Raw genomic sequence first — 21,039 nt, forward strand, 5'->3', positions numbered from 1 at the left:
GAGGGGAAAGTGGGTCAGCGCTTGCGCAGGGACTTGATGCGGTCGTAGGCGGCATTGATCCGCCGCGACTTCTGCTCGGCCTGCTGCTGCAGCTCGGGGGCGGCGCCGCCAAGCTTGTCGGGGTGGTACTGCGAGATCAGCTTGCGGTAGGCGCGTTCGATCTCGGCATCGGTGGCTTCGGAAGTCAGCCCCAGCTCCCGGTACGGGTTCTCCTTGTTCAGGCGGAACCAGTCCGAATCAAAGGCATGGCCGATCAGCAGGCCGACCACCGCGCCGAACAGCGGATTGGGCCGGAACAGCAGGGCGCCGGCGATGAATCCGAGCAGTTTTCCGTACCAGCGCATGGCGCTCCGGGGTCGACCGACGAAATGGACGCTCATTTTACGTCACAGCGGGCCCGGACGGCTTTACACTAGGCCGCCCGCTGGTCAGCGGGCCCGCCGGGTCCGTTGGGCAGCAGCCGTATCGACAACGCCCCAGGAGTGCCCGTGCCAACCACGCTGTTGCAATCCGATCTCCCCGGCCTGCCCTTGCGCCATCGCGGCAAGGTGCGTGATGTGTTCGATATCCCGCGCGAGCGGCTGCCAGCCGGAACCCCGCCGGGCGACTACCTGCTGATGGTGGCCACCGATCGCCTGTCGGCGTTCGACGTGGTCCTGCCCGACCCGATCCCGGGCAAGGGCGAGATGCTCTGCCAGGTCTCCAACTTCTGGTTCGCCAAGACCGCGCACCTGATGCCCAACCACCTGACCGGCATCGACGTGGCCAGCGTGCTGCCCGAAGGCGTGGACCCGGCCCTGTACGCCAAGCGCGCGGTGGTCACCCGCAAGCTGAAGCCGGTGCCGGTGGAAGCGATCGCCCGCGGCTACCTGATCGGCAGCGGCTGGAAGGATTACCAGCGCACCGGCAAGGTCAGCGGCATCGACCTGCCCGATGGCCTGCGCCAGGCCGAACAGCTGCCCGAGCCGATCTTCACGCCCTCGACCAAGGCCGCGGTCGGCGACCATGACGAGAACATCGATTTCGACGCGATGGTGAAGCAGGTCGGTGCGGAACTGGCCGAGCGGGTGCGCGACGCCACCCTGCGCATCTACAAGTTCGCCGCCGATTACGCCCGCGAGCGCGGCATCATCCTGGCCGACACCAAGTTCGAGTTCGGTACCGACGCCGATGGCCGGCTGTACATCATGGACGAGATGCTGACGCCGGATTCCTCGCGTTACTGGCCGGCCGACGAGTACGAAGTGGGCACCAGCCCGCCGAGCTACGACAAGCAGTTCGTGCGCGATTACCTGGAGACGCTGGACTGGGGCAAGACCGCCCCGGGTCCGAACATCCCGGCCGACATCATCGAGCGCACCCGCGCCAAGTACGCTGAGGCGCTGCAGCGCCTGGCCGGGATCAGCGTCGACTGACCCGCCTGCGCCCCCGGCCGGAAAGGCTGGGGGCGCGTTCGGTAGTGCCGGCCGCTGGCCGGCAACGTCGACGAACACCTGCAGCCAGGCATGGCCTGGCTCTACTGACGGGCCCGGCGGGAGTATGCTGGCCGCATGCAGACATCCACCGAGCTTGCGCGGCCGATCGACCGCTATTTCGCCAGCTACTCCGACGACCACCGCAACGTGATCAACCAGCGCATCCACGTGGTGGCGGTGCCGGCGATCCTGTGGTCGGTGGTGGCCCTGCTGTGGTGCCTGCCGCCGCTGATCACCTGGTTCCAGTACGGCATCTGGTCGGCGTTCGCGATGTTCAGCGCCTGGTGCTTCTACAACAAGCTGTCGCGCCCCCTGGGCATCGGCATGCTCGTCCAGTTCTTCGTATTTGGCTGCCTGTGCCGCCTGCTGGAGGCCGAGATCGGCCTGCATGCGCTGCGCTGGCTGGCGGTGGGCGTGTTCGTGGCGGCCTGGATCGCGCAGTTCATCGGCCATACGTTCGAGGGTCGCAAGCCCAGCTTCCTGACCGACCTGACCTACCTGCTGATCGGCCCGGCCTGGGTGATGGCGAAGTTCTATCGCAAGCTCGACTGGCGCTACTGATCGCGGGCGGCCGACAGCGGCCGTCGTTTCCTGAACGGGCGAATTCCATCACCCACACTCCACGGTGGCCCTGCCAGCCTGCGCCGGTGACTCGCTCCCCGCTTCCCGTCCGTTGACGGCAGCCCCTGTGCGACAGGGCCTGCGGTCTCCCTGCGTGGGCGTAGGGTGTCCCCCGAGAGCAACCCGGGAGGGACCGCAGGAACGTGATGTTGCGCCGCAGAAAAAATGAATCAGCGAACGTTACATGCAATTGATCGCTGTTCGATGGGTTTCGGCGACATTTCGCAGCCTGTTATTCTCCCTGACCTGCTCGTGAATCATGGATTCCCTGCATGCTCCCCAGCCTGCCCCTGCTGCTGGCCCTGCCGTTCCTGATGGCAGCGGCTGTTGCGGCCTTCCCCCGTAGTTCGCGCTCGACTGCTGCCTGGCTGGCGGCACTGGCGCCGTTGGGCGGGCTGGCCATCCTCGGCTGGCTGACCCCGGCGGTACTCGATGGCCGGGTGGTCCGCACCCTGGTCCCCTGGCTTCCACAGATCGGGCTGGACTTCACCCTGCGCCTGGACGGGCTGGCCTGGATGTTCGCCGGGCTGGTGCTCGGCATCGGCGCCCTGGTGGTGCTGTATGCGCGCTACTACCTGAGCCAGCAGGACAACGCGCACCGCTTCTACTGCTACCTGCTGCTGTTCATGGGCGCCATGCTGGGGATGGTGCTGTCGGGCAACCTGCTGTTGCTGATGATCTTCTGGGAGATGACCAGCATCAGCTCGTTCCTGCTGATCGGCTTCTGGTCGCACCGCCAGGACGCACGCGAAGGCGCGCGCATGGCGTTGGTGATCACCGGCGGCGGCGGCCTGGCCCTGCTCGGTGGCGTGCTGCTGATCGGCCGCATCGTCGGCAGCTTCGACCTGGATGTGGTGCTGGCCGCCGGCGAGCAGATCCGCGCCAGCACGCTGTACCCGTACGCCCTGTTCCTGGTGCTGGCCGGCATCTTCACCAAGAGCGCGCAGTTCCCGTTCCACTTCTGGCTGCCGCACGCGATGGCAGCGCCGACCCCGGTCTCGGCCTACCTGCACTCGGCCACCATGGTGAAGGCCGGCGTGTTCCTGCTGGCGCGGCTGCATCCGGCGCTGGCCGGCAGCGACCTGTTCTTCTATACGGTCAGCGGCATCGGCGCGCTGACCCTGCTGATCGGTGCCTGGAACGCGATCTTCCAGCACGACCTGAAAGGCCTGCTGGCGTACTCGACCATTTCCCACCTGGGCCTGATCACCCTGCTGTTCGGCCTGTCCACGCCGATGGCGGTGGTCGCCGGCGTGTTCCACATCCTCAACCACGCCACCTTCAAGGCCTCGCTGTTCATGGCCGCCGGCATCATCGATCACGAAACCGGTACCCGCGACATGCGCAAGCTGGGGGGGCTGCGCAGGCTGATGCCGTTCACCAGCGCGCTGGCGATCATCGCCTCGCTGGCGATGGCCGGGATCCCGCTGCTCAACGGCTTCCTGTCCAAGGAAATGCTGTTCGCCGAAGCGATTACGGCCGGCGGCCCGGGCATCATGCGCACGGCGGTGTCGATCGCGGCGTTGCTGGCAGGCGTGTTCGGCGTGGCGTACAGCCTGCGCTTCGTGCACGACACCTTCTTCGGCGCTGGCCCGCACGACCTGGACCGCGTGCCCCACGAGCCGCCGCGCTGGATGAAGGTGCCGGTGGAGCTGCTGGTGGTGATCTGTGTGGCGGTGGGCGTGGCACCCGCACTGACCGTCGCGCCGGTGCTGCACGCCGCTGCGGCCTCGATCCTCGGCACCGCCATGCCCGAATACAGCCTGGCGGTGTGGCACGGCTTCAACCTGCCGCTGGCGATGAGCGCGATCGGCGTGGTCGGTGGCGTGGCGCTGTACTTCGGCCTGCGCAGGCTGATCAACCTGCATGCCGTGACCAATGTCAGCACGGGCCGCAATGTGTTCCACGCCCAGCTGGACGCCGTGTCCGCGCTGGCGATGCGCCTGACCAATGGCATCGCCAATGGCAGCCTGCAGCGCATGCTGCTGGGCCTGGTGCTGGTGGCGATCGTGGTTGCCGCTGCGCCGTTCGTGGCCAACCCAGCCTCGCCGAACTGGACCGCGCCGCAGCCGATTCCGCTGCTGGGCTGGGCCCTGTGGCTGGTGATGATGGCCTGCGCGGTCGCCACCCTGCGCATCTACAAGCAGCGCCTGCTGGCGGTGCTGCTGGTCGGCGGCGTCGGCCTGATGGTGGCGCTGACCTTCGTGTTCCTGTCCGCGCCCGACCTGGCCCTCACCCAGCTGCTGGTGGAGATGGTGACGCTGGTGCTGATGCTGCTGGGCATGAACTACCTGCCTGCGCAGTCCGGCCCGGAGCGGCCGCGCTGGCGCAAGCGCCGCGATGCGGTGATCGCGATCATCGCCGGTGCCGGGCTTGGCGCGCTGGCCTATTCGGCGATGACCCTGCCGCCGAACACCATGGCCGGCGAGCTGCTCGCCCGCGCGTTGCCCGAGGCCTACGGCCAGAACGTGGTCAACGTGATCCTGGTCGACTTCCGCGGCTTCGATACCTTCGGCGAGATCACCGTGTTCGGCATCGCCGCGCTGGTGGTGCATGCGCTGCTGCGGCGTACGCGGATGGCACCGGAGCAGATCATGCCCGGCCCGCCGATCAAGCTGCCGGTGCCGGCCGACCTGGCGCAGATCATGTTCCCGCTGACCCTGACCGTGTCGATTTTCCTGTTCCTGCGCGGGCACAACGCACCGGGTGGCGGCTTCATCGCCGGCCTGGTGTTGGCAGTGCCGCTGCTGATCCAGTACGTGATCCAAGGCACTGCATCGGTGGAGTCGCGCTTCGGCTTCGACTACATCCGCTGCATCGGCATGGGCCTGCTGATCGCCCTGCTCAGCGGCAGCGCCTCGATGCTGTTCGGCGTGCCGTTCCTGACCAGCGGCCATCTCGACCTGCACCTGCCGCTGATCGGCGACGTACCGCTGGCCAGCGCAATCGGCTTCGACATCGGCGTCTATCTGGTGGTGTTCGGCGGCGCCATGCTGATGCTGTCGATGATGGGCACGATCAAGCCGTCGCGAACCCGCACCGCCCGCAAGGGTGAGATCGACCTGCAACGCCGCTCGGCACGCACCGGGGAGATGCACTGATGGAACTGGCCCTGGCTACCGCGATCGGCGTGCTGACCGCCATCGGCATCTACCTGCTGCTGCGTGCGCGCAGCTTCGATGTGATCCTCGGCATGACCTTCCTGTCCTACGCCACCAACCTGCTGATCTTCGCCGGCGGCCGCGTGGTGCTGGGCAAGGCGCCGGTGCTGCAGGAAGGCGTGGACAGCCACCTGGGCAACTACACCGACCCGCTGCCACAGGCGCTGGTGCTGACCGCGATCGTGATCGCCTTTGCGATGACCGCGGTGAGCATTGTGCTGGCCATGCGCAGCCGCAGCGACAACCACAGCGACCACGTGGATGCCCACGAGCCGGATGACGACCTGCAGGATGAGCGCGTGCCGCCGCGCCAGGGCGAGGACCGCGCATGAACCACCTGGTGATCCTGCCGATCCTGATTCCGCTGCTGGGTGCGGCGCTGTCGCTGTTCGTCGAACACCGCCGCTATGGCCCCAGGGTGCAGCGGGCGGTGGCCTGGACCGCGCTGTCGGCGCTGGCGCTGGCGGTCGGGTTGCTGTTTGCCACCACGGCCAGTGGTGAAATCAACGTCTACCTGCTTGGCGACTGGCCGTCGCGGCTGGGCATCGCGCTGGTGGCCGACCGGCTGTCGGCGTGGATGCTGCTGACCACCCTGCTGCTGGCCATTCCCTGCCTGCTGCACGCCTGCTCGGGCTGGGACCGCCGCGCGCCGCACTTCCATGCGCTGTTCCAGTTCCAGCTGGTCGGTCTCAACGGTGCGTTCCTGACTGGCGACATCTTCAACCTGTTCGTGTTCTTCGAAGTGATGCTGATCGCCTCCTACGGCCTGCTGCTCAGTGGTGGCCGCGGCCTCCGCATGCGCATCGGCCTGCACTACGTGGTGTTCAACGTCACCGCCTCGACCCTGTTCCTGGTCGCGCTGGGCCTGCTGTATGCCTCGCTGGGCTCATTGAACATGGCCGAGCTGTCGCAGCGCATCGCCGAGGTACCGCCGGCACAGCTGACCCTGGTGAAGGCGACGATGGGCCTGTTGCTGCTGGTGTTCTGCGCCAAGGCCGCGTTGATGCCGCTGTACCTGTGGCTGCCGGAAGCCTATTCGCGCGCGCCGGCCGCCGTGGCCGCACTGTTCGCGATCATGACCAAGGTCGGCCTGTACTCGGTGCTGCGCATCCAGATGCTGTGGTTCGGCGACGATGCCGGCGCGATGGCCGGCTATGGCCGCGACTGGTTGCTGTGGGCCGGCGTCGCGACGCTGGTGCTGGGCGGCCTCGGCGCGCTGGCCGCGACCCGCCTGCGCGTACTGATCTCCTACCTGGTGATCGTGTCGGCGGCTACGCTGTTCATCGCCTTCTCGGTGGGCACGCCACAGGTGCTCTCGGCTGGCCTGTACTACCTGCCACACAGCAGCTTCGTCGCTGCCGCGCTGTTCCTGGTTGCCGACCTGATCCGCCGCCGTCGCGGTGGCGCCAGCGACCGCAAGGAAGTGGTCGCGCCGATGCCAGGCAAGGAGACGCCCGCCGTGTTGTTCCTGATCGGCGCGGTGTCGGTGGCCGGCCTGCCGCCGCTGTCCGGCTTCCTGGCCAAGGCTGCGCTGCTGGCCGGCATGCCGGCGCAGTACACCGGCCCGGTCTGGACCGCCGTTCTGGTCAGCAGCCTGCTGGTGATCATGGGCCTGACCCGGGGGGGCATCCGCCTGTTCTGGCGCGTGCCACCGGTCGATCCGGAAGCGCCGGTACCGCGCAAGGCGCGGCTGCGCCGGGTCGAGCTGTACGCGGCCTGCATCCTGCTGGCCTACGGCATCGGCATGACCCTGGCCGCAGCACCGCTGATGCGCTACACCGACGCCACCGCCGCGCAGCTGCTGCACCCCAGCGAGTACGTGCAGCAGCTGCGTGCGACTGCACCGGAGATCCGCCAGCCATGACCGCCCAGCGCTCCCTGTTCCGTCGCCTGATTCCGTCGCCGATGCTGAGCATCATGGTGGTGGCGTTCTGGCTGCTGATGTCCGACAGCTTCACCCTTGGCCAGATCGTGCTGGGCCTGCTGCTGGGCGTGGTGGTGCCGCTGTTCGCCGCACGCCTGGACCGCGAGTTCGCCCGCATCGGCACCCTGCGCCCGTTGCCGAAACTGCTGTGCGTGACCCTGTGGGACATCCTGATGTCCAACATCCGTGTCGCCCTGCAGGTACTGGGGCCGGAGAAGAACATCCACCCCGGTTTCATCTGGCTGCCGCTGGACATTGCCAACATCCATGGCATCGCTGCGCTGACCAGCATGATCACGCTGACCCCGGGCACGGTCTCGGCCGCGCTCAGCGACGACCGCAAGTACCTGCTGGTGCACGTGCTGCACCTGGAGGACCCGCAGGACCTGATCGATACGATCAAGCGCCGTTACGAGGCGCCGTTGATGGAGATCTTCCCATGACCGGTTTTGAAGTCATCCAGACCACCCTGGTGGTGTGCATGCACGTGGTCGGCCTGGCGATGCTGCTGGCCACCTGGCGGCTGTTGCGCGGGCCGACCGTGCCCGACCGCATCCTCGCGCTGGACACGCTGTCGGTGACCGCGATCGCTGAGCTGATGCTGTTCGGCATGTACCTCAACTCGCCGATCTACTTCGAGGCGGCGCTGATCATCGCCATGCTCGGCTTCGGCAGCACCGTGGTGCTGAGCAAGTTCGTGCTGCGCCGGGACATCGTCGAATGATCACCGCGATCCAGATCGTCCTGTCGATCCTGCTGCTGTTCGGCTGCTTCTTCATCCTGGTCGGCGCACTGGGCCTGGTGAAGCTGTCCACCTTCTTCAAGCGCCTGCACGCACCGACCAAGGCCAGCACGCTGGGCGTGGGCTGCGTGCTGGTGTGCTCGGTGTGCTACCACATCTTCCTCGGCCAGGACCCGCAGCCACGCGAGCTGCTGATCACCGTGTTCCTGTTCATCACCGCACCGATCAGCGCGCACATGATGGCCAAGGCGGCGTTGTCGCTGCTGATGGAAACCCGCCCCAGCCTGCCGGGCAACGAGCCGGCCGCCGAGGAGCAGCTGCCGCCGCCGGAACCGGTGCGGGAAGAAGAAACCACGCAGAACCGGTAGTGCCGGCCGCTGGCCGGCAGGGTGACGCCCCGTGGGTGCCGACCGTTGGTCGGCACGAAATCGACTGCATCCACGCATGGCGTGGATCTACAACGCCGGTGCGCCGACCAGCAGCAGCTCCAGCACGAACCAGCCTACGAACGCGACCAGCAGGATCCCGCCTTCGCCACGACTGATCTTCAGGTCGCCGCGCAGCATCGGGTACAGCACCAGCGCGAACGCCAACAGCGCAGGCAGTTCCAGGCGCACGAACGAGGCCGGCAAGGCCAACGGCTGCAACATCGCCATCGCGCCGATCACCAGCAGCAGGTTGACCACGCTGGAACCCAGCACGTGGCCGAGCACCATGTCGCCATGCCCGCGACGCGAGGCGGCAATGGCGGTGGCCACCTCGGGCAGTGCGGTGCCGATCGCCACCGGCAACAGGCCGACCAGCAACGGCGTCCAGCCCAGTGCGGCACCGAAGTCGGCGGCAGCCCCCACCACCAGGCGCGCGCCCCAGTACAGGGTCAGTGCGGCGATCAACACGCGCAGCACGTTCAACGGCAGGCTGGTGCGGCTCAGCGCGGATTCGGCGATGGCTGCCTGCACCTCGGCGCTCTCGACGCGGCCGCGGCGCAGCAGCAGCACCTGCACGACGATGAAGCCCGCCACCAGCACGCCGCCTTCCCAGCGCACCAGGTGACCATCCAGGCCGAACAGGATCAGCAGCACGGCGGCCGCCAGCAGCGACCACCACAGCACCGCCTGCAGGCGCGCGCGCAGCAGCAGGGGGGCGGCGACGGCGGCCACCGCCAGGGTCAAGCCCAGATTGACGATGCTGCTGCCCACTGCATTGCCCAGTGCCAGCTCCGGTTGGCCGACCGCCAGCGCACGTGCGTTGACCGCCAGTTCCGGCAACGAGGTGGTCACGCCGAGCAGCAGCAGCCCAGCAGTGAACGGGCTGGCCCCGAAGCGCTGGGCCAGGCCAGAGACGGCCTTGACGATGGAGTCCCCGCCCAGTGCCAGCAGCAGCAGGCCGAGCAGGAACCAGGCAATGGCAATGGCGATCATCGAGCACTCCCCAGCAGTGGTGGCGCGATTCTACGCTTGGCCCGAGCGCATGGCTGGGCGATGGATCAAGGATCAGCCACAGCCTTCCGCATAGTCGACCTGCGGGGTCTGCCCGACCCGCCAGGCCCCCACCCGGCCATCGGCACCGAGCGCGAAGTCGATCACTGCCCCGCCCTCCTGCGCCGGCCGCACGCGCAGGTGCTGGGCCTTCTCGTCGTACTTGTCGGGACCGACGTCTGCGCGCTCGGGATACAGCACCTGCAGCTCGCCCAGGGTCATGCCGACCTTGCCGCCGCCCGGTGCGGTGATGGCGGCGCTGCGCACGTCGTAGCGCACCAGCTTGCGGCCTTCGATCATCAGCCGCGGGTCCTCGGCATCCTGCGGGCGAAGGAAGTAGCAGCCGTCGTTGCCGTCGTCGGCGGGCAGCGGCTTGCCGGCGGCATCGGTGCCCAGCCCCTGCAGTGGCGTGCCAAAACCACTGCGGACTTCGGCGATGCCGGTGCCCAGCTTCGCACCCGCGAAGCCGTCCAGGCGGGCCGGACTGTCCTTGCGGAGGTCGTTCGCCGGGCGGGCCGCCAGGTCGGGATCGGTCGACTGGGCCGGCCCGGTCGCCGAGGCGGTTTCCGCCGGAGTGTCGCTACCGCTGCCGGCCGCCCCCTGCTTGTCGGGGCCGCCACTGCAGGCGGCGAGCGAAAGGAGCAACAGACCAGCAATCGGGAGGTGCTTCATCGGTGCGGTTCCCTGGCACGAAGGTAGCTGCACGCTAGCGCAGCGCGCGTGCAGGCGCTGCATTGTCATCGCGGTTTCATCGCCCTCGTTCAGGCTCGGCATGCACCGACCTGGCTGTCCCTTCCATGCAACCGCGCAAGACCGAACTCGCCCGAACCGCGCTGCAGGCCCATCGCGCGCCGCTGGACATGCGCCAGCGCCGGTTGCTGATCCTGTGCGACGGCCAACGCAGCATCACCGAACTGACCGGTCTGCTCGGCCAGGATGCGCCCGCGATGGTCATCCAGCTGGTGCAGGCCGGCTACCTGAGCACCGGCACCGGCACCGGCACCGGTGCCGCAGCCCCGCCACCGCCGCCACCGGCAACACCTGCCACAGCGGCGGCCACAGCGGGCGAGCGCCGCCGCTCGCTGGTGGCTGCGCGCATCTATGTGCTGGGCATCCTGGAAATGCAGCGCCACCCGCAGGCGGCGGCGCTGTTCCGCGACCTGCAGCAGGCACGCGCCGAAAGTGAAGTGCTGCAGGTGCTGCACTCGGCGATGCAGATGCTGCCCGGGCTGACTTCGGAAGGCTATTGCCAGCGTGTACGCCAACGCCTGCTGGAAGCGCTGCCGTTGGAGCACTGCGACGCGTTCGCCGAGGTGGCCTGAAGAAAAAGGGGACGGAGGGGATTAAGTCGTTTCAAGCACACGTGTGCTGATTGCGGCTTAATCCCCTCCGTCCCCTTTTTCGGGTCAGCGGAAGTTGTTGCGCAGGCCGTTCCAGCACTGCTGGTAGTCGCCCTGGCGGTGGCCGGCGGCCAGTGCCTGTGCGGTCGGGCGGATCACCGCGCGGGTCTCGAACATGAAGGCCATCGTGTCCTTGATCACGTCCGCCTTGGACAGATCGGCATTGGACGCCTTGTCGAAGGTCGGCGCGTCCGGGCCGTGGCCGCTCATGCAGTTGTGCAGCGACGCGCCACCCGGCACGAAGCCTTCGGCCTTGGCATCGTAGGCGCCATGCACCAGGCCCATGAACTCGCTGGCGATGTTGCGGTGGAACCACGGCGGGCGGAAGGTGTTCTGCGCCACCAGCCAGCGCGGCGGGAAGATCGCGAAGTCCATGTTGCTGGTCCCCGGCGTGTCGCTGGGCGAATGCAGCACCAGGAAGATCGACGGGTCCGGATGGTCGTAGCTGATCGAACCGAGGGTGTTGAAGCGGCGCAGGTCGTAGCGGTACGGCGCGTAATTGCCGTGCCAGGCCACCACGTCCAGCGGCGAATGGTCGATCGGCGCACGCCACAGGCGGCCCTCGAACTTGGCGATCAGCTCGAAGTCACCGTCGATGTCCTCGAACGCTGCGTGCGGGGTCTCGAAGTCGCGCGGATTGGCCAGTCCGTTGGAACCGATCGGGCCCAGGTCGGGCAGCTTCAGCAGCGCACCGTAGTTCTCGCAGATGTAGCCGCGACTGGGGCCGTCCGGCAGCTCGACGCGGAAGCGCACGCCGCGCGGAATCACTGCGATCTGCTGCGGCTCGATCTCGATCACGCCCAGCTCGGTCAGCAGGCGCAGTGCGCCCAGCTGCGGCACGATCAGCAGTTCACCGTCGGCGTCGTAGAAGTAGCGGCCGACCATGTCGCGGTTGGCAGCGTAAAGGTGGATGCCCACGCCGGCATGCGCGTCGGGCGAGCCGTTGCCACCCATCGTGTACAGGCCTTCGACAAAGTCGGTCGGCAGCTCCGGCAGCGGCAGCGGGCTCCAGCGCAGCTGGTTCGGTGAAGGCGGCTGTGCGCCGAAATCACACTGCAGCTGCGACTGCGCGAACGGAGTGAACTCGCCATGGGTCACCGCCGGGCGGATCCGGTATAGCCAGCTGCGGCGATTGCTGCCACGCGGCGCGGTGAAGGCGGTGCCGGTCAACTGTTCGGCGTACAGGCCGTGGGCCACCTTCTGCGGCGAGTTCTGCCCGACCGGCAGCGCGCCGGCGACGGCCTCGGTGGCGAATTCGTTGCCGAAGCCGGACTGGTAGCCGCGGGCGATGATGGCGGGGGACATGGGAACTCCAGAGATGGCCGGCCAGCGGCCGGCACTACCATTCGGACAGGCAATGTCAACCGGAAGCCGACATTGCCTGCAGACCTTACAGCACGCCGCGGCGGATCTGGTCGCGCTCGATGCTCTCGAACAGCGCGGTGAAGTTGCCTTCGCCGAAGCCCTCGTTGCCCTTGCGCTGGATGATCTCGAAGAAGATCGGGCCGATGCAGTTCTGGGTGAAGATCTGCAGCAGCTTGCGCTGGTGGGTTTCCGGATCGGCATCGATCAGGATCTTGTTCTTGGCCAGGCGCGGTACGTCTTCACCGTGGTTCGGCACGCGCTGGTCGATCACGTCGAAGTAGGTCTCCGGCGTGTCGAGGAAGTCCACGCCCTGCGCGCGCATCGCTTCAACGGTCTCATAGATGTTCTCGGTGAAGCAGGCGATATGCTGGATGCCCTCGCCCTTGTACGCGTCCAGGTACTCGTTGATCTGGCTCTTCGGGTCGGACGATTCGTTCAGCGGGATGCGCACGATGCCGTCCGGCGCGGTCATCGCCTTGGACACCAGGCCGGTCTTGAGGCCCTTGATGTCGAAGTAGCGGATCTCGCGGAAGTTGAACAGGCGCTCGTAGTAGTCCGACCACTGCTGCATGTTGCCGAAGTACAGGTTGTGGGTCAGGTGGTCGATGAAGGTCAGGCCGAAGCCCACCGGGTGCAGGTCGGCACCGGCGATCGGCTCGTAGTCGCCGTCGTAGACGCTGCCGGCCGCGCCGTAGCGGTCGACCAGGTACAGCATGCAGTCGCCGATGCCCTTGATGACCGGCGCGCTGACCGCCTTGCTGTCCGGCTTGAAGGCGATGGCTTCGGCGCCGTTGCCCAGCGCGGCCTGGTAGACCTCCTGGCCCGGCTTCTTGAAGCGGATGGCGAAGCCGCAGGCGCACGGACCGTGCTTTTCGGCGAAGTCGGCGGCGAACGAATCGGGGTCTTCATTGACCAGGAAGTTGACGTCGCCCTGGCGATAGACGGTAATCGGACGCTGCTTGTGCTTGAGCACCGCGCTGAAGCCCATCTTCCGGAAGTACTCGTGCAGCTCCTGGCCGCGGCCGGCCGGGGCGGCGAATTCGACGAACTCGAAACCGTCGATGCCCATCGGGTTCTCGAAGGTGGTGACCTGCATGCCGGGGTTGGGGTGCGAGGCGGTCGGGACTGCGGTATTCATGGCGTGGCTCCGAATCGGTACCGCATCGGTACAAACCAGGTGCGGGCAGGTAGGGACCCGGCGAGAATGCAGGGTCTGGACCTACCCCTTATAGTTACACTTGAAACCACCAGCAAGGTGCACCGCAACATGAGCCCCGATCCCGCCTCGACCCGCCTGCGTGCCTCGCACGTCCTGCTCGACCTGGAACAGTTCCTGCCGTATCGGCTGAGCGTGCTGTCAAACCGGGTCAGCGGCAACATCGCCAAGCTGTACGGCGATCGTTACGGTCTGGCGATCCCCGAGTGGCGGGTGATCACCATCCTGGCGCTGTACCCGGGCTCCTCGGCCAGCGAGGTCTCCGACCGCACGGCGATGGACAAGGTGGCGGTCAGCCGCGCCGTGGCCCGCCTGCTGGAGCGCGGCTTCATCAAGCGCGAGACGCATGGCGACGACCGCCGCCGCTCGGTACTGGCGCTGTCGGCCGCCGGTTTCGAGGTGTACGAGACCATCGCGCCGATGGTGATCGAGATCACCCGCAAGCTGATGTCGGTGCTGAGCGAGGAGGAAGAGCAGGTGCTGGAAAAGCTGATCCTGCGCCTGGCCGGCGAAGGCCTGGAGCGGATGGGCGAAGGGGTCTGAAAGAAAAAGGGGACGGAGGGGATTAAGTCGTAATGAGCACAGGTGTGCCTGAAACGACTTAATCCCCTCCGTCCCCTTTTTTCAGCTCAGGTGCTTGCGCCGTGCGTGGATCCACGGCACGGCCAGTGCTGCGATGGCGCCGCCGGCGAAGCCCAGCGAGGCGGCAACCGTGGCGGCTTCGACGGCCCCGGGCAGCGCCAGCGCCGCAGCCACCAGCAGCAGCGACGGCAGGCCGACGAAGGTGCCCAGGAAGAAATGCCAGCGCGGTGACCATGTATTGAGCTGCAGCAGGCTGACCGGTTGCCAGGCGTCGGACGCGGCATCCTCGGCGATCTTCGCCACTACCTTGCCCAGATCCACTTCCGGCAGCGCGCGCCCCGGGCGGACGGTCGCCAGCAGTTCGGCCACGGCCTCCACCGTTGGGAAGCTGGACGGCCACGCCACCGGGGCCGGCACGCCGTAAGCGGTCAGCAGCGGCACGCTCAGCCACGGCGCCACCAGCGGGCGCATGCGGCGGCGGCCATGCACGCACCAGATCTGCGGCTGTCCATGCGCGCTGACGTTGTACAGCGCCAGTTCGTTGGCGGGCGGATAACCCAGCATGGTCACCCGCGCCGCCAGACTGTCCTGGCCCATCGCACGCAGGAAGCCCGGGCGGCTGCGCCCTTCCTGCATCCACGCCAGGCCCAGCGCACCCACCAGGTACGCCTCCGCCACGTCCTTGCTGCCCGCAGTGGCGCGCTCATCACTGGCCAGGTACCACGCCAACGACTTCGGCTCGGCGACATCCTCCAGGCCCCATCGGCTGTCATCCCCCAGCACGTGCCGCACCGGCAGGCGGGCAGGCGCAGTTTCGCCACGCTCCCCGGTCTGCAGGAACGGCAGCACGCCCTGGATGAAGGTGGACAGCTCGATCGCGCGCGCGCCATGGCCCTGCCATTCCGGCGGCAGCAGCCCGGCCAGCTGGCCCTCGGCCGCCAGCGCATCAAGCCGCGCCTTCTGCTCGACCAGATTCTGCACCGCGCCCTTCAGCACCACGTTGTCGGGCAGCGCGATCTGCGGCAGGCGGTGGCGTGGTGGTGCCAGTTCGACGGTTTCCTCGCCGGTGCCGGCGTCGTCCAACAGGGTTTCCTGCGCCGGCAGGGTCACGCCTTCGCCTGCCCCACCCTCGGCCAGGTGGCTGGCAGGTTCGGGCAATCGTTCGGCGTGGTCGCTGTGCATGGGCGTTCCGGTAGGTTGCGTCGACGGGGCGTCGACTGAAGTCCTTGCCGGTAACGGCGTGCTCACGGTGAAGTTGAGACACGGATTCAGAGAGTGTGACGGGGCGCGCAGTAGATCCGCGCAAGGCGTGGATGCGCCCCGATGTCAGTGCCGACCAACGGTCGGCACCCACCGGGGTAGGCGGCCAGCGGTCGACCCCCACCACAGCTGCCGGCCAGCGGCCGGCACTACCCTACTCCGGTTTATCAGGTGCCCACTGCTTGAGGAACGCGCTCACCCGCGCAGGCTGGAAGGCTTCGCCCCTGCGCAGTTCGCCGGTGGCCTGCGAGACCAGCAGGCTGCCATCGGCGTCCAGTACCAGCAGGTGCGGGTAGTCGCGCTCCATCACCGGGAACTGGGCGAAGAAGGCGGTGTTGGGTTGTTCGTCGCTGGCGTTGACCTTCACCCACACGTAGTGGGCGTCGCGGAAGCGGCGCAGGTCGCCGTTGCCCTCGACCATTTCGTCCAGCGCCCGGCAGCGATCGCAGGCGGCGTTGCCGATCTCGAGCAGGATGCGCTTCTTGCCGCGCTGGGCTTCCACCTTGGCGGTGGCCAGGTCATCGGCGGGGTCGCGGGCCGGGTCGAACTGCGCGCCGAGCCCGGCGATGGCGGCAATGTCCGCCGCCACCGGGGTGTTGCCCGAGGCCACCGGTTCGCTGGGGTCAGCGACCGGTGGCTCGGTGGGCCGGGTATCCAGGGGCTGCGTGGGCTCGGCGGTGGCAGGCGGTTGCGGTTGGGAACAGGCGCCGATCAGCGCCGCACAGACCACCACCATTGCACCACCGAGCTTGCTGCGCATGCCTTCTACCCTCGCTTCATTACTTGACGCCGTGCATCAGCTTGTTGATCAGCGGGGCGATCAGGAACAGCACCACGCCGGAGCCGATCAGGGCCCAGAACCCGAAGGTATACCCCTTCAGGGCCGACTCGACCGTCATGCCGCCTTCACCACTGACCACACCAGCGAAGATGCCCGACAGGTTGTTGCCGATGCCGGTGGACAGGAACCAGCCGCCCATGCCGAAGCCGACCAGGCGCACCGGGGCCAGCTTGGTCACCATCGACAGGCCGATAGGCGACAGGCACAGCTCACCCACCGACTGGATGACGTAGACCATGAACAGGGTCCAGAACGGGATCTTGCCGTCCACCACCATCTGCGACAGGGCGAACATCAGCAGCGCGAAGGCGGCGCCGTTGAACAGCAGGCCCAGGCCGAACTTGCGCGGGATGGACGGATTGGCGCGGCCCATCGCCACCCAGATCCAGGCGATGACCGGGGCCAGGGTGATGATCGCCACCGAGTTGACCGACTGGAACCACGCGGTCGGGAAGGTCCAGCTGCCGAACTGGCGGTTGACGATGTTCTCGGCCAGGAAGGTGAACGAGCTGCCGGCCTGTTCGAAGAACATCCAGAACATCACGTTGAAGGCGAAGATGATCAGCATGGCGATCACGCGGTCGCGCTGCACCTTGCCTTCGCGGATGCCCTCGACCAGCAGCAGTACGGCCAGCGCGGTGAACATCGCGCCCAGGATCCAGGCCAGCGCGGTGGCGCCGGTGGCCAGCAGGAAGTACGCGACCGGGATGGCGACCACGGCACCGGCCAGCACCATGATGATGCGGCCGAAACCTTCCGCGCCGGCCGGCGGTGCGCCGATGCCCTTCAGGCCGGCACGACCGATGTAGAACCACACCAGCGAGATCAGCATGCCCACGCCCGAGGCGATGAACACGACCTTGTAGGACGGCATCGCATCGGTACCGAACACCTTGCGGGCCAGGTACTCGGTCAGCACCGGGGCGATCATCGCGCCGATGTTGATGCCCATGTAGAAGATGGTGAAGCCCGAATCGCGGCGCTCGTCCTTCAGGCCGTACAGCTTGCCGACCATGGTCGAGATGTTGGGCTTGAACAGACCGTTGCCGACGATGATCGTGGCCAGGCCGAGCTTGAAGATGTGCTCCTGCGGAAGCGAGATCATGAACAGGCCGGCGGCCATGATGATCGCGCCGGTCAGGATCGAGCGCTGGTAGCCCAGTACCCGGTCGGCCACGTAGCCGCCGAAGATGGCCGCGGCGTACACCAGGGCCAGGTAGGCGCCATAGATGCGGCTGGCGTCGCCTTCACCGGCAGCGCTGCCGTTGTAGAACTGGGCAACGATGTAGAGCACCAACGCCCAGCGGATGCCGTAGAACGCAAAGCGTTCCCAGAACTCGGTCATGAACAGCATCCACAACGGGCGCGGGTGGCCCAGCGTGGTCTTGAAGTCCGGCAGTGCCGGCTCTGGGGTGTTCGCAGTGGCGTTTACGCTCATGCGGATTTCCTGGTTCGGTGGATGACGAGCACGTCCGCTGTGCAGTTGGAGCAACGCGCGAGGATCACCGACTTCTGGCGTTCACGTCAAATACACGCCGTTTGAGGCAGGTGGCAGCCTGCTCCCTGAACTTGCATCTGAAACGATCCAGCCGCAGGCCGGGAACCAAGCTGAATGGGGATCAGCCCAGCGCTGCCGGGGGCGCGGCCTGCAGGCTGGTGCGCACCTGGAACAGCTCGGGGAAGAAGGTCAGTTCCAGCGCCTTGGCCAGGAAGCCCACGCCGGACGAACCGCCGGTGCCACGCTTGAAGCCGATCACCCGCATCACGGTGCGCATGTGTCGGAATCGCCACAGCTGGAAAGCCGTCTCCAGGTCCACCAGGTCCTCGCACAGCGCATACTCGCGCCAGTAGCGGTCGGTGTCCTGGTAGATGCGCTCGAAGACCGGCTGCAATGCGTCGTCGGCCACGTGTGGCTGGGTCCAGTCGTGGGCCTCGTAGACCGCCGGCACGGCATGGCCGAAGCGGGCCAGGTACTTCAGGAATTCCTCGTACAGGCTGGGCGCTTCCAGCACGGTGCGCAGCTGCGCCTGCCCGGCCGGGTCATGCTCGAACACCTGCAGCATCTGCGCGTTCTTGTTGCCCAGCAGGAACTCGATGTAGCGGTACTGCAGCGACTGGAAGCCCGACGACGGGCCCAGCACGTCGCGGAAGCCCATGTACTCGGACGGGGTCAGCGTTTCCAGCACCGACCATTGCTCGGTCAGCTGGCGCAGCACCTGCTTGCTGCGCGCCAGCACCTTGCGGCACTGCCAGACTTCATCGCGCTGCAGGAAGCCGATTGCGGCACGCAGCTCATGGCCCAGCAGCTTCAGCCACAGCTCCGAGGTCTGGTGCTGGATGATGAAGAGCATCTCGTCATGGTGCGGCGGGCTGGACAGCGGCTGCTGCGCGCTGAGCAGCTGGTCCAGCCGCAGGTAGCCGCCGTAGGTCAGGCGTCCCTGCAGGTCGGTGTGGATGCCGGCTTCGAGATCGCGTTGGTTGTTGTCGACGGACATGGGCGGGACCAGATCGGGGGCGGCAAGGGTAGCGCGTTGCCGCCGCGCTGGCAGCCGCCCGGTCCATACCGGGGCGTGCGGCTGGCCGTGGAGCATCGGCCGACCACCGGCCTGCGCGTGGAACCGTCCGCGCCGTTGTACCGGCAGTCAGCCAGAGGCGTATTCTGATGCTTTGCAGCAACGACTGAATACGTTGTTGTTATTGGCCCCCCACCCGCCGGCAGGGGTAAAACGGGGAATCTCCGTGTTGCGGCGCAGGAAGGCTATTCCGTACGCGTTCCTTAACATGGCGATTCATATCATTTGTAACTTCTCTGTCGAAGGTGCAGTACGCAATGACGGTTGCCGCTGAATTCAAGATCGAATACCTGCAGTACCTGGACACGGACGGCACGCTCGTCCGTGACGACCTGCCAGTGTCGCTGCGCGACCCCAAGGTCCTGGTACCGCTGTTCAAGCAGATGCTGTTCGTACGCACGTTCGACAGCAAATCCATCGCGCTGCAGCGCACCGGCAAGCTCGGCACGTATGCCGCCTGCCTGGGCCATGAAGCCGCGCACGTGGGTATCGGCGCGGCGATGCAGAAGGACGACGTGTTCGCGCCTTCGTACCGCGAGTATGGCGCGATGTTCATGCGTGGCGTGCGCCCGCACGACGTGCTGATGTACTGGGGCGGCGACGAACGCGGCAACGATTACGGCGGCAACGCGGCCAGGGACTTCCCGTTCTGCGTGCCGATTTCCACCCAGTGCCTGCATGCGGCAGGTGCCGCGCTGAAGTTCAAGCTCAACAAGGAACCGCAGATCGCCGTGGCCGTGTGCGGCGACGGTGGCAGCTCCAAGACCGACTTCTACGCGGCACTGAACTCGGCCGGCGCCTACAAGCTGCCGCTGATCCTGTGCATCGTCAACAACGGCTGGGCCATCTCGGTGCCGCGTTCGGCCCAGACCGGTGCCGAAACGCTGGCGCAGAAGGGCCTGGCGGGCGGCCTGCACTGCCTGCAGGTGGACGGCAACGACCTGATCGCGGTCCTGGCGGCAATGGAACAGGCGCGCGAACGTGCGCTGGCCGGCGACGGTGGCACCGTGCTGGAACTGATGACCTACCGCCTGTCCGACCACACCACCGCTGATGACGCGCGCCGCTACCGCGACGATGCCGAAGTGAAGGATGCCTGGCAGCGCGAGCCGATGCTGCGCCTGCGCAAGTACCTGATCAACGCCGGGGTGTGGAGCGAGGAAGAAGAAGCCGCCTGGACCGCCGAGTGCGGCGCGCGCGTGGACGAGGAAGTGAACCTGTACCTCAACACGCCGGTGCAGCCGGTCGAGGCGATGTTCGACTTCCTGTATGCCGATCCGCCGCCGGACCTGCTGGCCCAGCGTGCCCAGGCGATCGCCCTGGAGAAGCGCCATGGATGAGATCAAGAACGGCGCGCCCGGCGCGCACACCAACGCCGCCGACAGCGCTGCAGTCGCGCGCGGAGATGACAGCATGACCACCACCCCGATCACCCTCATCGAAGCCATCACCCAGGCGCTGGCCTGGGAGCTGGAACACGATCCGTCGGTGCTGGTGCTGGGCGAGGACGTGGGCGTCAACGGCGGCGTGTTCCGCGCCACTGCCGGCCTGCAGCAGCGCTTCGGCTCGGACCGCATCCTCGACACCCCGCTGGACGAAACCACCATCGCCGGCCTGACCATCGGCCTGGCCGCACAAGGCATGAAGCCGGTGGCCGAAGCCCAGTTCGATGGCTTCATGTACCCGATGGTCGACCACATCGTCTGCCACGCCGCACGCCTGCGTTACCGCACGCGTGGCCGCCTGCACTGCCCGATGGTGCTGCGCGTGCCGTGGGGCGGTGGCATCCGCGCGCCGGAACACCACAGCGAAGCCAACGAGGCGATCTTCACCAACGTGCCGGGCCTGCGCGTGGTGCTGCCGTCGTCGCCGCAGCGTGCCTACGGCCTCCTGCTGGCCGCGATCCGCGAGCCGGATCCGGTGATCTACATGGAGCCCAAGCGCATCTACCGCCAGTACAAGGAAGTGGTCGTCAACGACGGCGAAGCCTTGCCGCTGGACGTCTGCTTCGTGCTGCGCGACGGCACCGACGTGACCCTGGTGACCTGGGGCGCGCAGGTGAAGGAAGCCCTGGAAGCGGCCGACAAGCTGGCCGGGGAAGGCATCAGTGCCGAAGTCATCGACGTGGCCACGCTGCGCCCGCTGGACTTCGCCACCATCGCCGAATCGGTGGCCAAGACCGGCCGCTGCGTGATCGTGCAGGAGGCCCCGAAGACCGCGGGCTTCGGCGCCGAGATCGCCGCGCGCCTGGCCGAGGAATCGATCTACGACCTGCTGGCCCCGGTCGAGCGCGTCACTGGCTACGACACCCACATTCCGCTGTTCCGCCTGGAAATGAAGTACCTGCCGAGCGTTGAGCGGATCGTGGCGGCGGCCAAGCGCGCGGTGGCGGCCGGCTGAC

The 21,039-nt window shown here is 67.2% G+C and carries 21 protein-coding genes; 12 read left to right on the top strand and 9 right to left on the bottom strand.

The genetic code is table 11. The annotated features are described in order from the left end of the window. Positions 1–14: 14 nt before the first annotated feature. Positions 15–344: a DnaJ domain-containing protein gene (locus tag PEM_RS16745; protein ID WP_005419845.1), complete on the bottom strand. Its 330-nt coding sequence runs from the start codon at positions 342–344 to the stop codon at positions 15–17. Between the two features lie 144 nt (positions 345–488). Between PEM_RS16745 and PEM_RS16750 the strand changes: the two genes are divergently transcribed. The 8 genes from PEM_RS16750 to PEM_RS16785 all read left to right on the top strand — a co-directional run bounded on the left by PEM_RS16750 (position 489) and on the right by PEM_RS16785 (position 8,291). Further along, positions 489–1,415, top strand: coding sequence for a phosphoribosylaminoimidazolesuccinocarboxamide synthase (locus tag PEM_RS16750; RefSeq protein ID WP_032954595.1), 927 nt, complete (start codon positions 489–491; stop codon positions 1,413–1,415). Between the two features lie 135 nt (positions 1,416–1,550). Then, positions 1,551–2,036 carry an Mpo1-like protein gene (locus PEM_RS16755; protein WP_069138712.1) on the top strand — a complete coding sequence of 162 codons (486 nt, stop codon included), beginning with the start codon at positions 1,551–1,553 and terminating at the stop codon, positions 2,034–2,036. Positions 2,037–2,368: 332 nt separating this feature from the next. Beyond that, positions 2,369–5,197, top strand: coding sequence for a monovalent cation/H+ antiporter subunit A (locus PEM_RS16760; RefSeq protein WP_119706128.1), 2,829 nt, complete (start codon positions 2,369–2,371; stop codon positions 5,195–5,197). Then, on the top strand, positions 5,197–5,589 hold the full coding sequence (locus PEM_RS16765) for a Na+/H+ antiporter subunit C (RefSeq protein WP_005419863.1): 393 nt from the start codon (positions 5,197–5,199) through the stop codon (positions 5,587–5,589). Before PEM_RS16760 ends, PEM_RS16765 begins: the two co-directional genes overlap by 1 nt. Next, positions 5,586–7,121: a monovalent cation/H+ antiporter subunit D gene (locus PEM_RS16770; RefSeq protein WP_095378393.1), complete on the top strand. Its 1,536-nt coding sequence runs from the start codon at positions 5,586–5,588 to the stop codon at positions 7,119–7,121. Before PEM_RS16765 ends, PEM_RS16770 begins: the two co-directional genes overlap by 4 nt. Further along, positions 7,118–7,624 (top strand): Na+/H+ antiporter subunit E, encoded by a 507-nt coding sequence (locus PEM_RS16775; protein ID WP_005419867.1) that lies wholly within the window; start codon positions 7,118–7,120, stop codon positions 7,622–7,624. Before PEM_RS16770 ends, PEM_RS16775 begins: the two co-directional genes overlap by 4 nt. Continuing rightward, positions 7,621–7,905, top strand: coding sequence for a K+/H+ antiporter subunit F (locus PEM_RS16780; RefSeq protein ID WP_005411334.1), 285 nt, complete (start codon positions 7,621–7,623; stop codon positions 7,903–7,905). Before PEM_RS16775 ends, PEM_RS16780 begins: the two co-directional genes overlap by 4 nt. Further along, positions 7,902–8,291 carry a Na+/H+ antiporter subunit G gene (locus PEM_RS16785; RefSeq protein ID WP_005419868.1) on the top strand — a complete coding sequence of 130 codons (390 nt, stop codon included), beginning with the start codon at positions 7,902–7,904 and terminating at the stop codon, positions 8,289–8,291. The genes PEM_RS16780 and PEM_RS16785 overlap by 4 nt, the downstream gene beginning before the upstream one ends. Positions 8,292–8,378: 87 nt before the next feature. Here PEM_RS16785 and PEM_RS16790 read toward each other — a convergent pair whose 3' ends face one another. Continuing rightward, positions 8,379–9,344 (bottom strand): sodium:calcium antiporter, encoded by a 966-nt coding sequence (locus PEM_RS16790; RefSeq protein WP_065178872.1) that lies wholly within the window; start codon positions 9,342–9,344, stop codon positions 8,379–8,381. A gap of 72 nt (positions 9,345–9,416) precedes the next feature. Continuing rightward, positions 9,417–10,073 carry a hypothetical protein gene (locus tag PEM_RS16795; protein ID WP_053497705.1) on the bottom strand — a complete coding sequence of 219 codons (657 nt, stop codon included), beginning with the start codon at positions 10,071–10,073 and terminating at the stop codon, positions 9,417–9,419. Between the two features lie 125 nt (positions 10,074–10,198). Between PEM_RS16795 and PEM_RS16800 the strand changes: the two genes are divergently transcribed. Next, the gene (locus PEM_RS16800) at positions 10,199–10,723 is read left to right on the top strand and encodes a hypothetical protein (RefSeq protein ID WP_111129230.1); all 525 of its coding nucleotides are present in this window, start codon (positions 10,199–10,201) and stop codon (positions 10,721–10,723) included. Positions 10,724–10,807: 84 nt separating this feature from the next. Here PEM_RS16800 and hmgA read toward each other — a convergent pair whose 3' ends face one another. Both hmgA and hppD read right to left on the bottom strand, forming a co-directional pair. Further along, positions 10,808–12,106, bottom strand: a complete 1,299-nt coding sequence (hmgA, locus tag PEM_RS16805) for a homogentisate 1,2-dioxygenase (RefSeq protein ID WP_111129228.1) — start codon at positions 12,104–12,106, stop codon at positions 10,808–10,810. Positions 12,107–12,191: 85 nt separating this feature from the next. Further along, positions 12,192–13,304: a 4-hydroxyphenylpyruvate dioxygenase gene (hppD, locus tag PEM_RS16810; protein ID WP_181453257.1), complete on the bottom strand. Its 1,113-nt coding sequence runs from the start codon at positions 13,302–13,304 to the stop codon at positions 12,192–12,194. A 129-nt stretch (positions 13,305–13,433) separates the two neighbouring features. Between hppD and PEM_RS16815 the strand changes: the two genes are divergently transcribed. Then, the gene (locus PEM_RS16815) at positions 13,434–13,925 is read left to right on the top strand and encodes a MarR family winged helix-turn-helix transcriptional regulator (protein ID WP_005419884.1); all 492 of its coding nucleotides are present in this window, start codon (positions 13,434–13,436) and stop codon (positions 13,923–13,925) included. Between the two features lie 81 nt (positions 13,926–14,006). On the opposite strand, the gene PEM_RS16820 is transcribed toward PEM_RS16815, so the two are convergent. The 4 genes from PEM_RS16820 to PEM_RS16835 all read right to left on the bottom strand — a co-directional run bounded on the left by PEM_RS16820 (position 14,007) and on the right by PEM_RS16835 (position 18,560). Next, positions 14,007–15,146 carry a hypothetical protein gene (locus tag PEM_RS16820; protein WP_111129226.1) on the bottom strand — a complete coding sequence of 380 codons (1,140 nt, stop codon included), beginning with the start codon at positions 15,144–15,146 and terminating at the stop codon, positions 14,007–14,009. Between the two features lie 232 nt (positions 15,147–15,378). After that, positions 15,379–15,984: a thioredoxin family protein gene (locus tag PEM_RS16825; protein ID WP_069138720.1), complete on the bottom strand. Its 606-nt coding sequence runs from the start codon at positions 15,982–15,984 to the stop codon at positions 15,379–15,381. Between the two features lie 19 nt (positions 15,985–16,003). Further along, the gene (locus PEM_RS16830) at positions 16,004–17,503 is read right to left on the bottom strand and encodes an oligopeptide:H+ symporter (RefSeq protein WP_005419890.1); all 1,500 of its coding nucleotides are present in this window, start codon (positions 17,501–17,503) and stop codon (positions 16,004–16,006) included. A gap of 181 nt (positions 17,504–17,684) precedes the next feature. Beyond that, positions 17,685–18,560: a tryptophan 2,3-dioxygenase family protein gene (locus PEM_RS16835; RefSeq protein ID WP_005419892.1), complete on the bottom strand. Its 876-nt coding sequence runs from the start codon at positions 18,558–18,560 to the stop codon at positions 17,685–17,687. A gap of 335 nt (positions 18,561–18,895) precedes the next feature. Here PEM_RS16835 and pdhA point away from each other — a divergent pair, with 335 nt between their 5' ends. Both pdhA and PEM_RS16845 read left to right on the top strand, forming a co-directional pair. Continuing rightward, entirely contained in the window at positions 18,896–19,978 is a 1,083-nt protein-coding gene (gene pdhA, locus PEM_RS16840; RefSeq protein WP_065186527.1) for a pyruvate dehydrogenase (acetyl-transferring) E1 component subunit alpha, read from the top strand. After that, positions 19,971–21,038 carry an alpha-ketoacid dehydrogenase subunit beta gene (locus PEM_RS16845; RefSeq protein ID WP_005419896.1) on the top strand — a complete coding sequence of 356 codons (1,068 nt, stop codon included), beginning with the start codon at positions 19,971–19,973 and terminating at the stop codon, positions 21,036–21,038. Before pdhA ends, PEM_RS16845 begins: the two co-directional genes overlap by 8 nt. Position 21,039: the final 1 nt, after the last annotated feature.

Origin of the sequence: Stenotrophomonas sp. Pemsol (assembly GCF_003586545.1) — a bacterium.
GTDB classification, from domain to species: domain Bacteria; phylum Pseudomonadota; class Gammaproteobacteria; order Xanthomonadales; family Xanthomonadaceae; genus Stenotrophomonas; species Stenotrophomonas sepilia.

Bases quoted from the DNA above. Each gene is read 5' to 3' on its own strand.
- PEM_RS16745 (WP_005419845.1), bottom strand. From the start codon at position 344: ATGCGCTGGTACGGAAAACTGCTCGGATTCATCGCCGGCGCCCTGCTG.
- PEM_RS16755 (WP_069138712.1), top strand. From the start codon at position 1,551: ATGCAGACATCCACCGAGCTTGCGCGGCCGATCGACCGCTATTTCGCC.
- PEM_RS16760 (WP_119706128.1), top strand. From the start codon at position 2,369: ATGCTCCCCAGCCTGCCCCTGCTGCTGGCCCTGCCGTTCCTGATGGCA.
- PEM_RS16765 (WP_005419863.1), top strand. From the start codon at position 5,197: ATGGAACTGGCCCTGGCTACCGCGATCGGCGTGCTGACCGCCATCGGC.
- PEM_RS16770 (WP_095378393.1), top strand. From the start codon at position 5,586: ATGAACCACCTGGTGATCCTGCCGATCCTGATTCCGCTGCTGGGTGCG.
- PEM_RS16775 (WP_005419867.1), top strand. From the start codon at position 7,118: ATGACCGCCCAGCGCTCCCTGTTCCGTCGCCTGATTCCGTCGCCGATG.
- PEM_RS16780 (WP_005411334.1), top strand. From the start codon at position 7,621: ATGACCGGTTTTGAAGTCATCCAGACCACCCTGGTGGTGTGCATGCAC.
- PEM_RS16785 (WP_005419868.1), top strand. From the start codon at position 7,902: ATGATCACCGCGATCCAGATCGTCCTGTCGATCCTGCTGCTGTTCGGC.
- PEM_RS16790 (WP_065178872.1), bottom strand. From the start codon at position 9,344: ATGATCGCCATTGCCATTGCCTGGTTCCTGCTCGGCCTGCTGCTGCTG.
- PEM_RS16795 (WP_053497705.1), bottom strand. From the start codon at position 10,073: ATGAAGCACCTCCCGATTGCTGGTCTGTTGCTCCTTTCGCTCGCCGCC.
- PEM_RS16800 (WP_111129230.1), top strand. From the start codon at position 10,199: ATGCAACCGCGCAAGACCGAACTCGCCCGAACCGCGCTGCAGGCCCAT.
- hmgA (WP_111129228.1), bottom strand. From the start codon at position 12,106: ATGTCCCCCGCCATCATCGCCCGCGGCTACCAGTCCGGCTTCGGCAAC.
- hppD (WP_181453257.1), bottom strand. From the start codon at position 13,304: ATGAATACCGCAGTCCCGACCGCCTCGCACCCCAACCCCGGCATGCAG.
- PEM_RS16815 (WP_005419884.1), top strand. From the start codon at position 13,434: ATGAGCCCCGATCCCGCCTCGACCCGCCTGCGTGCCTCGCACGTCCTG.
- PEM_RS16820 (WP_111129226.1), bottom strand. From the start codon at position 15,146: ATGCACAGCGACCACGCCGAACGATTGCCCGAACCTGCCAGCCACCTG.
- PEM_RS16825 (WP_069138720.1), bottom strand. From the start codon at position 15,984: ATGCGCAGCAAGCTCGGTGGTGCAATGGTGGTGGTCTGTGCGGCGCTG.
- PEM_RS16830 (WP_005419890.1), bottom strand. From the start codon at position 17,503: ATGAGCGTAAACGCCACTGCGAACACCCCAGAGCCGGCACTGCCGGAC.
- PEM_RS16835 (WP_005419892.1), bottom strand. From the start codon at position 18,560: ATGTCCGTCGACAACAACCAACGCGATCTCGAAGCCGGCATCCACACC.
- pdhA (WP_065186527.1), top strand. From the start codon at position 18,896: ATGACGGTTGCCGCTGAATTCAAGATCGAATACCTGCAGTACCTGGAC.
- PEM_RS16845 (WP_005419896.1), top strand. From the start codon at position 19,971: ATGGATGAGATCAAGAACGGCGCGCCCGGCGCGCACACCAACGCCGCC.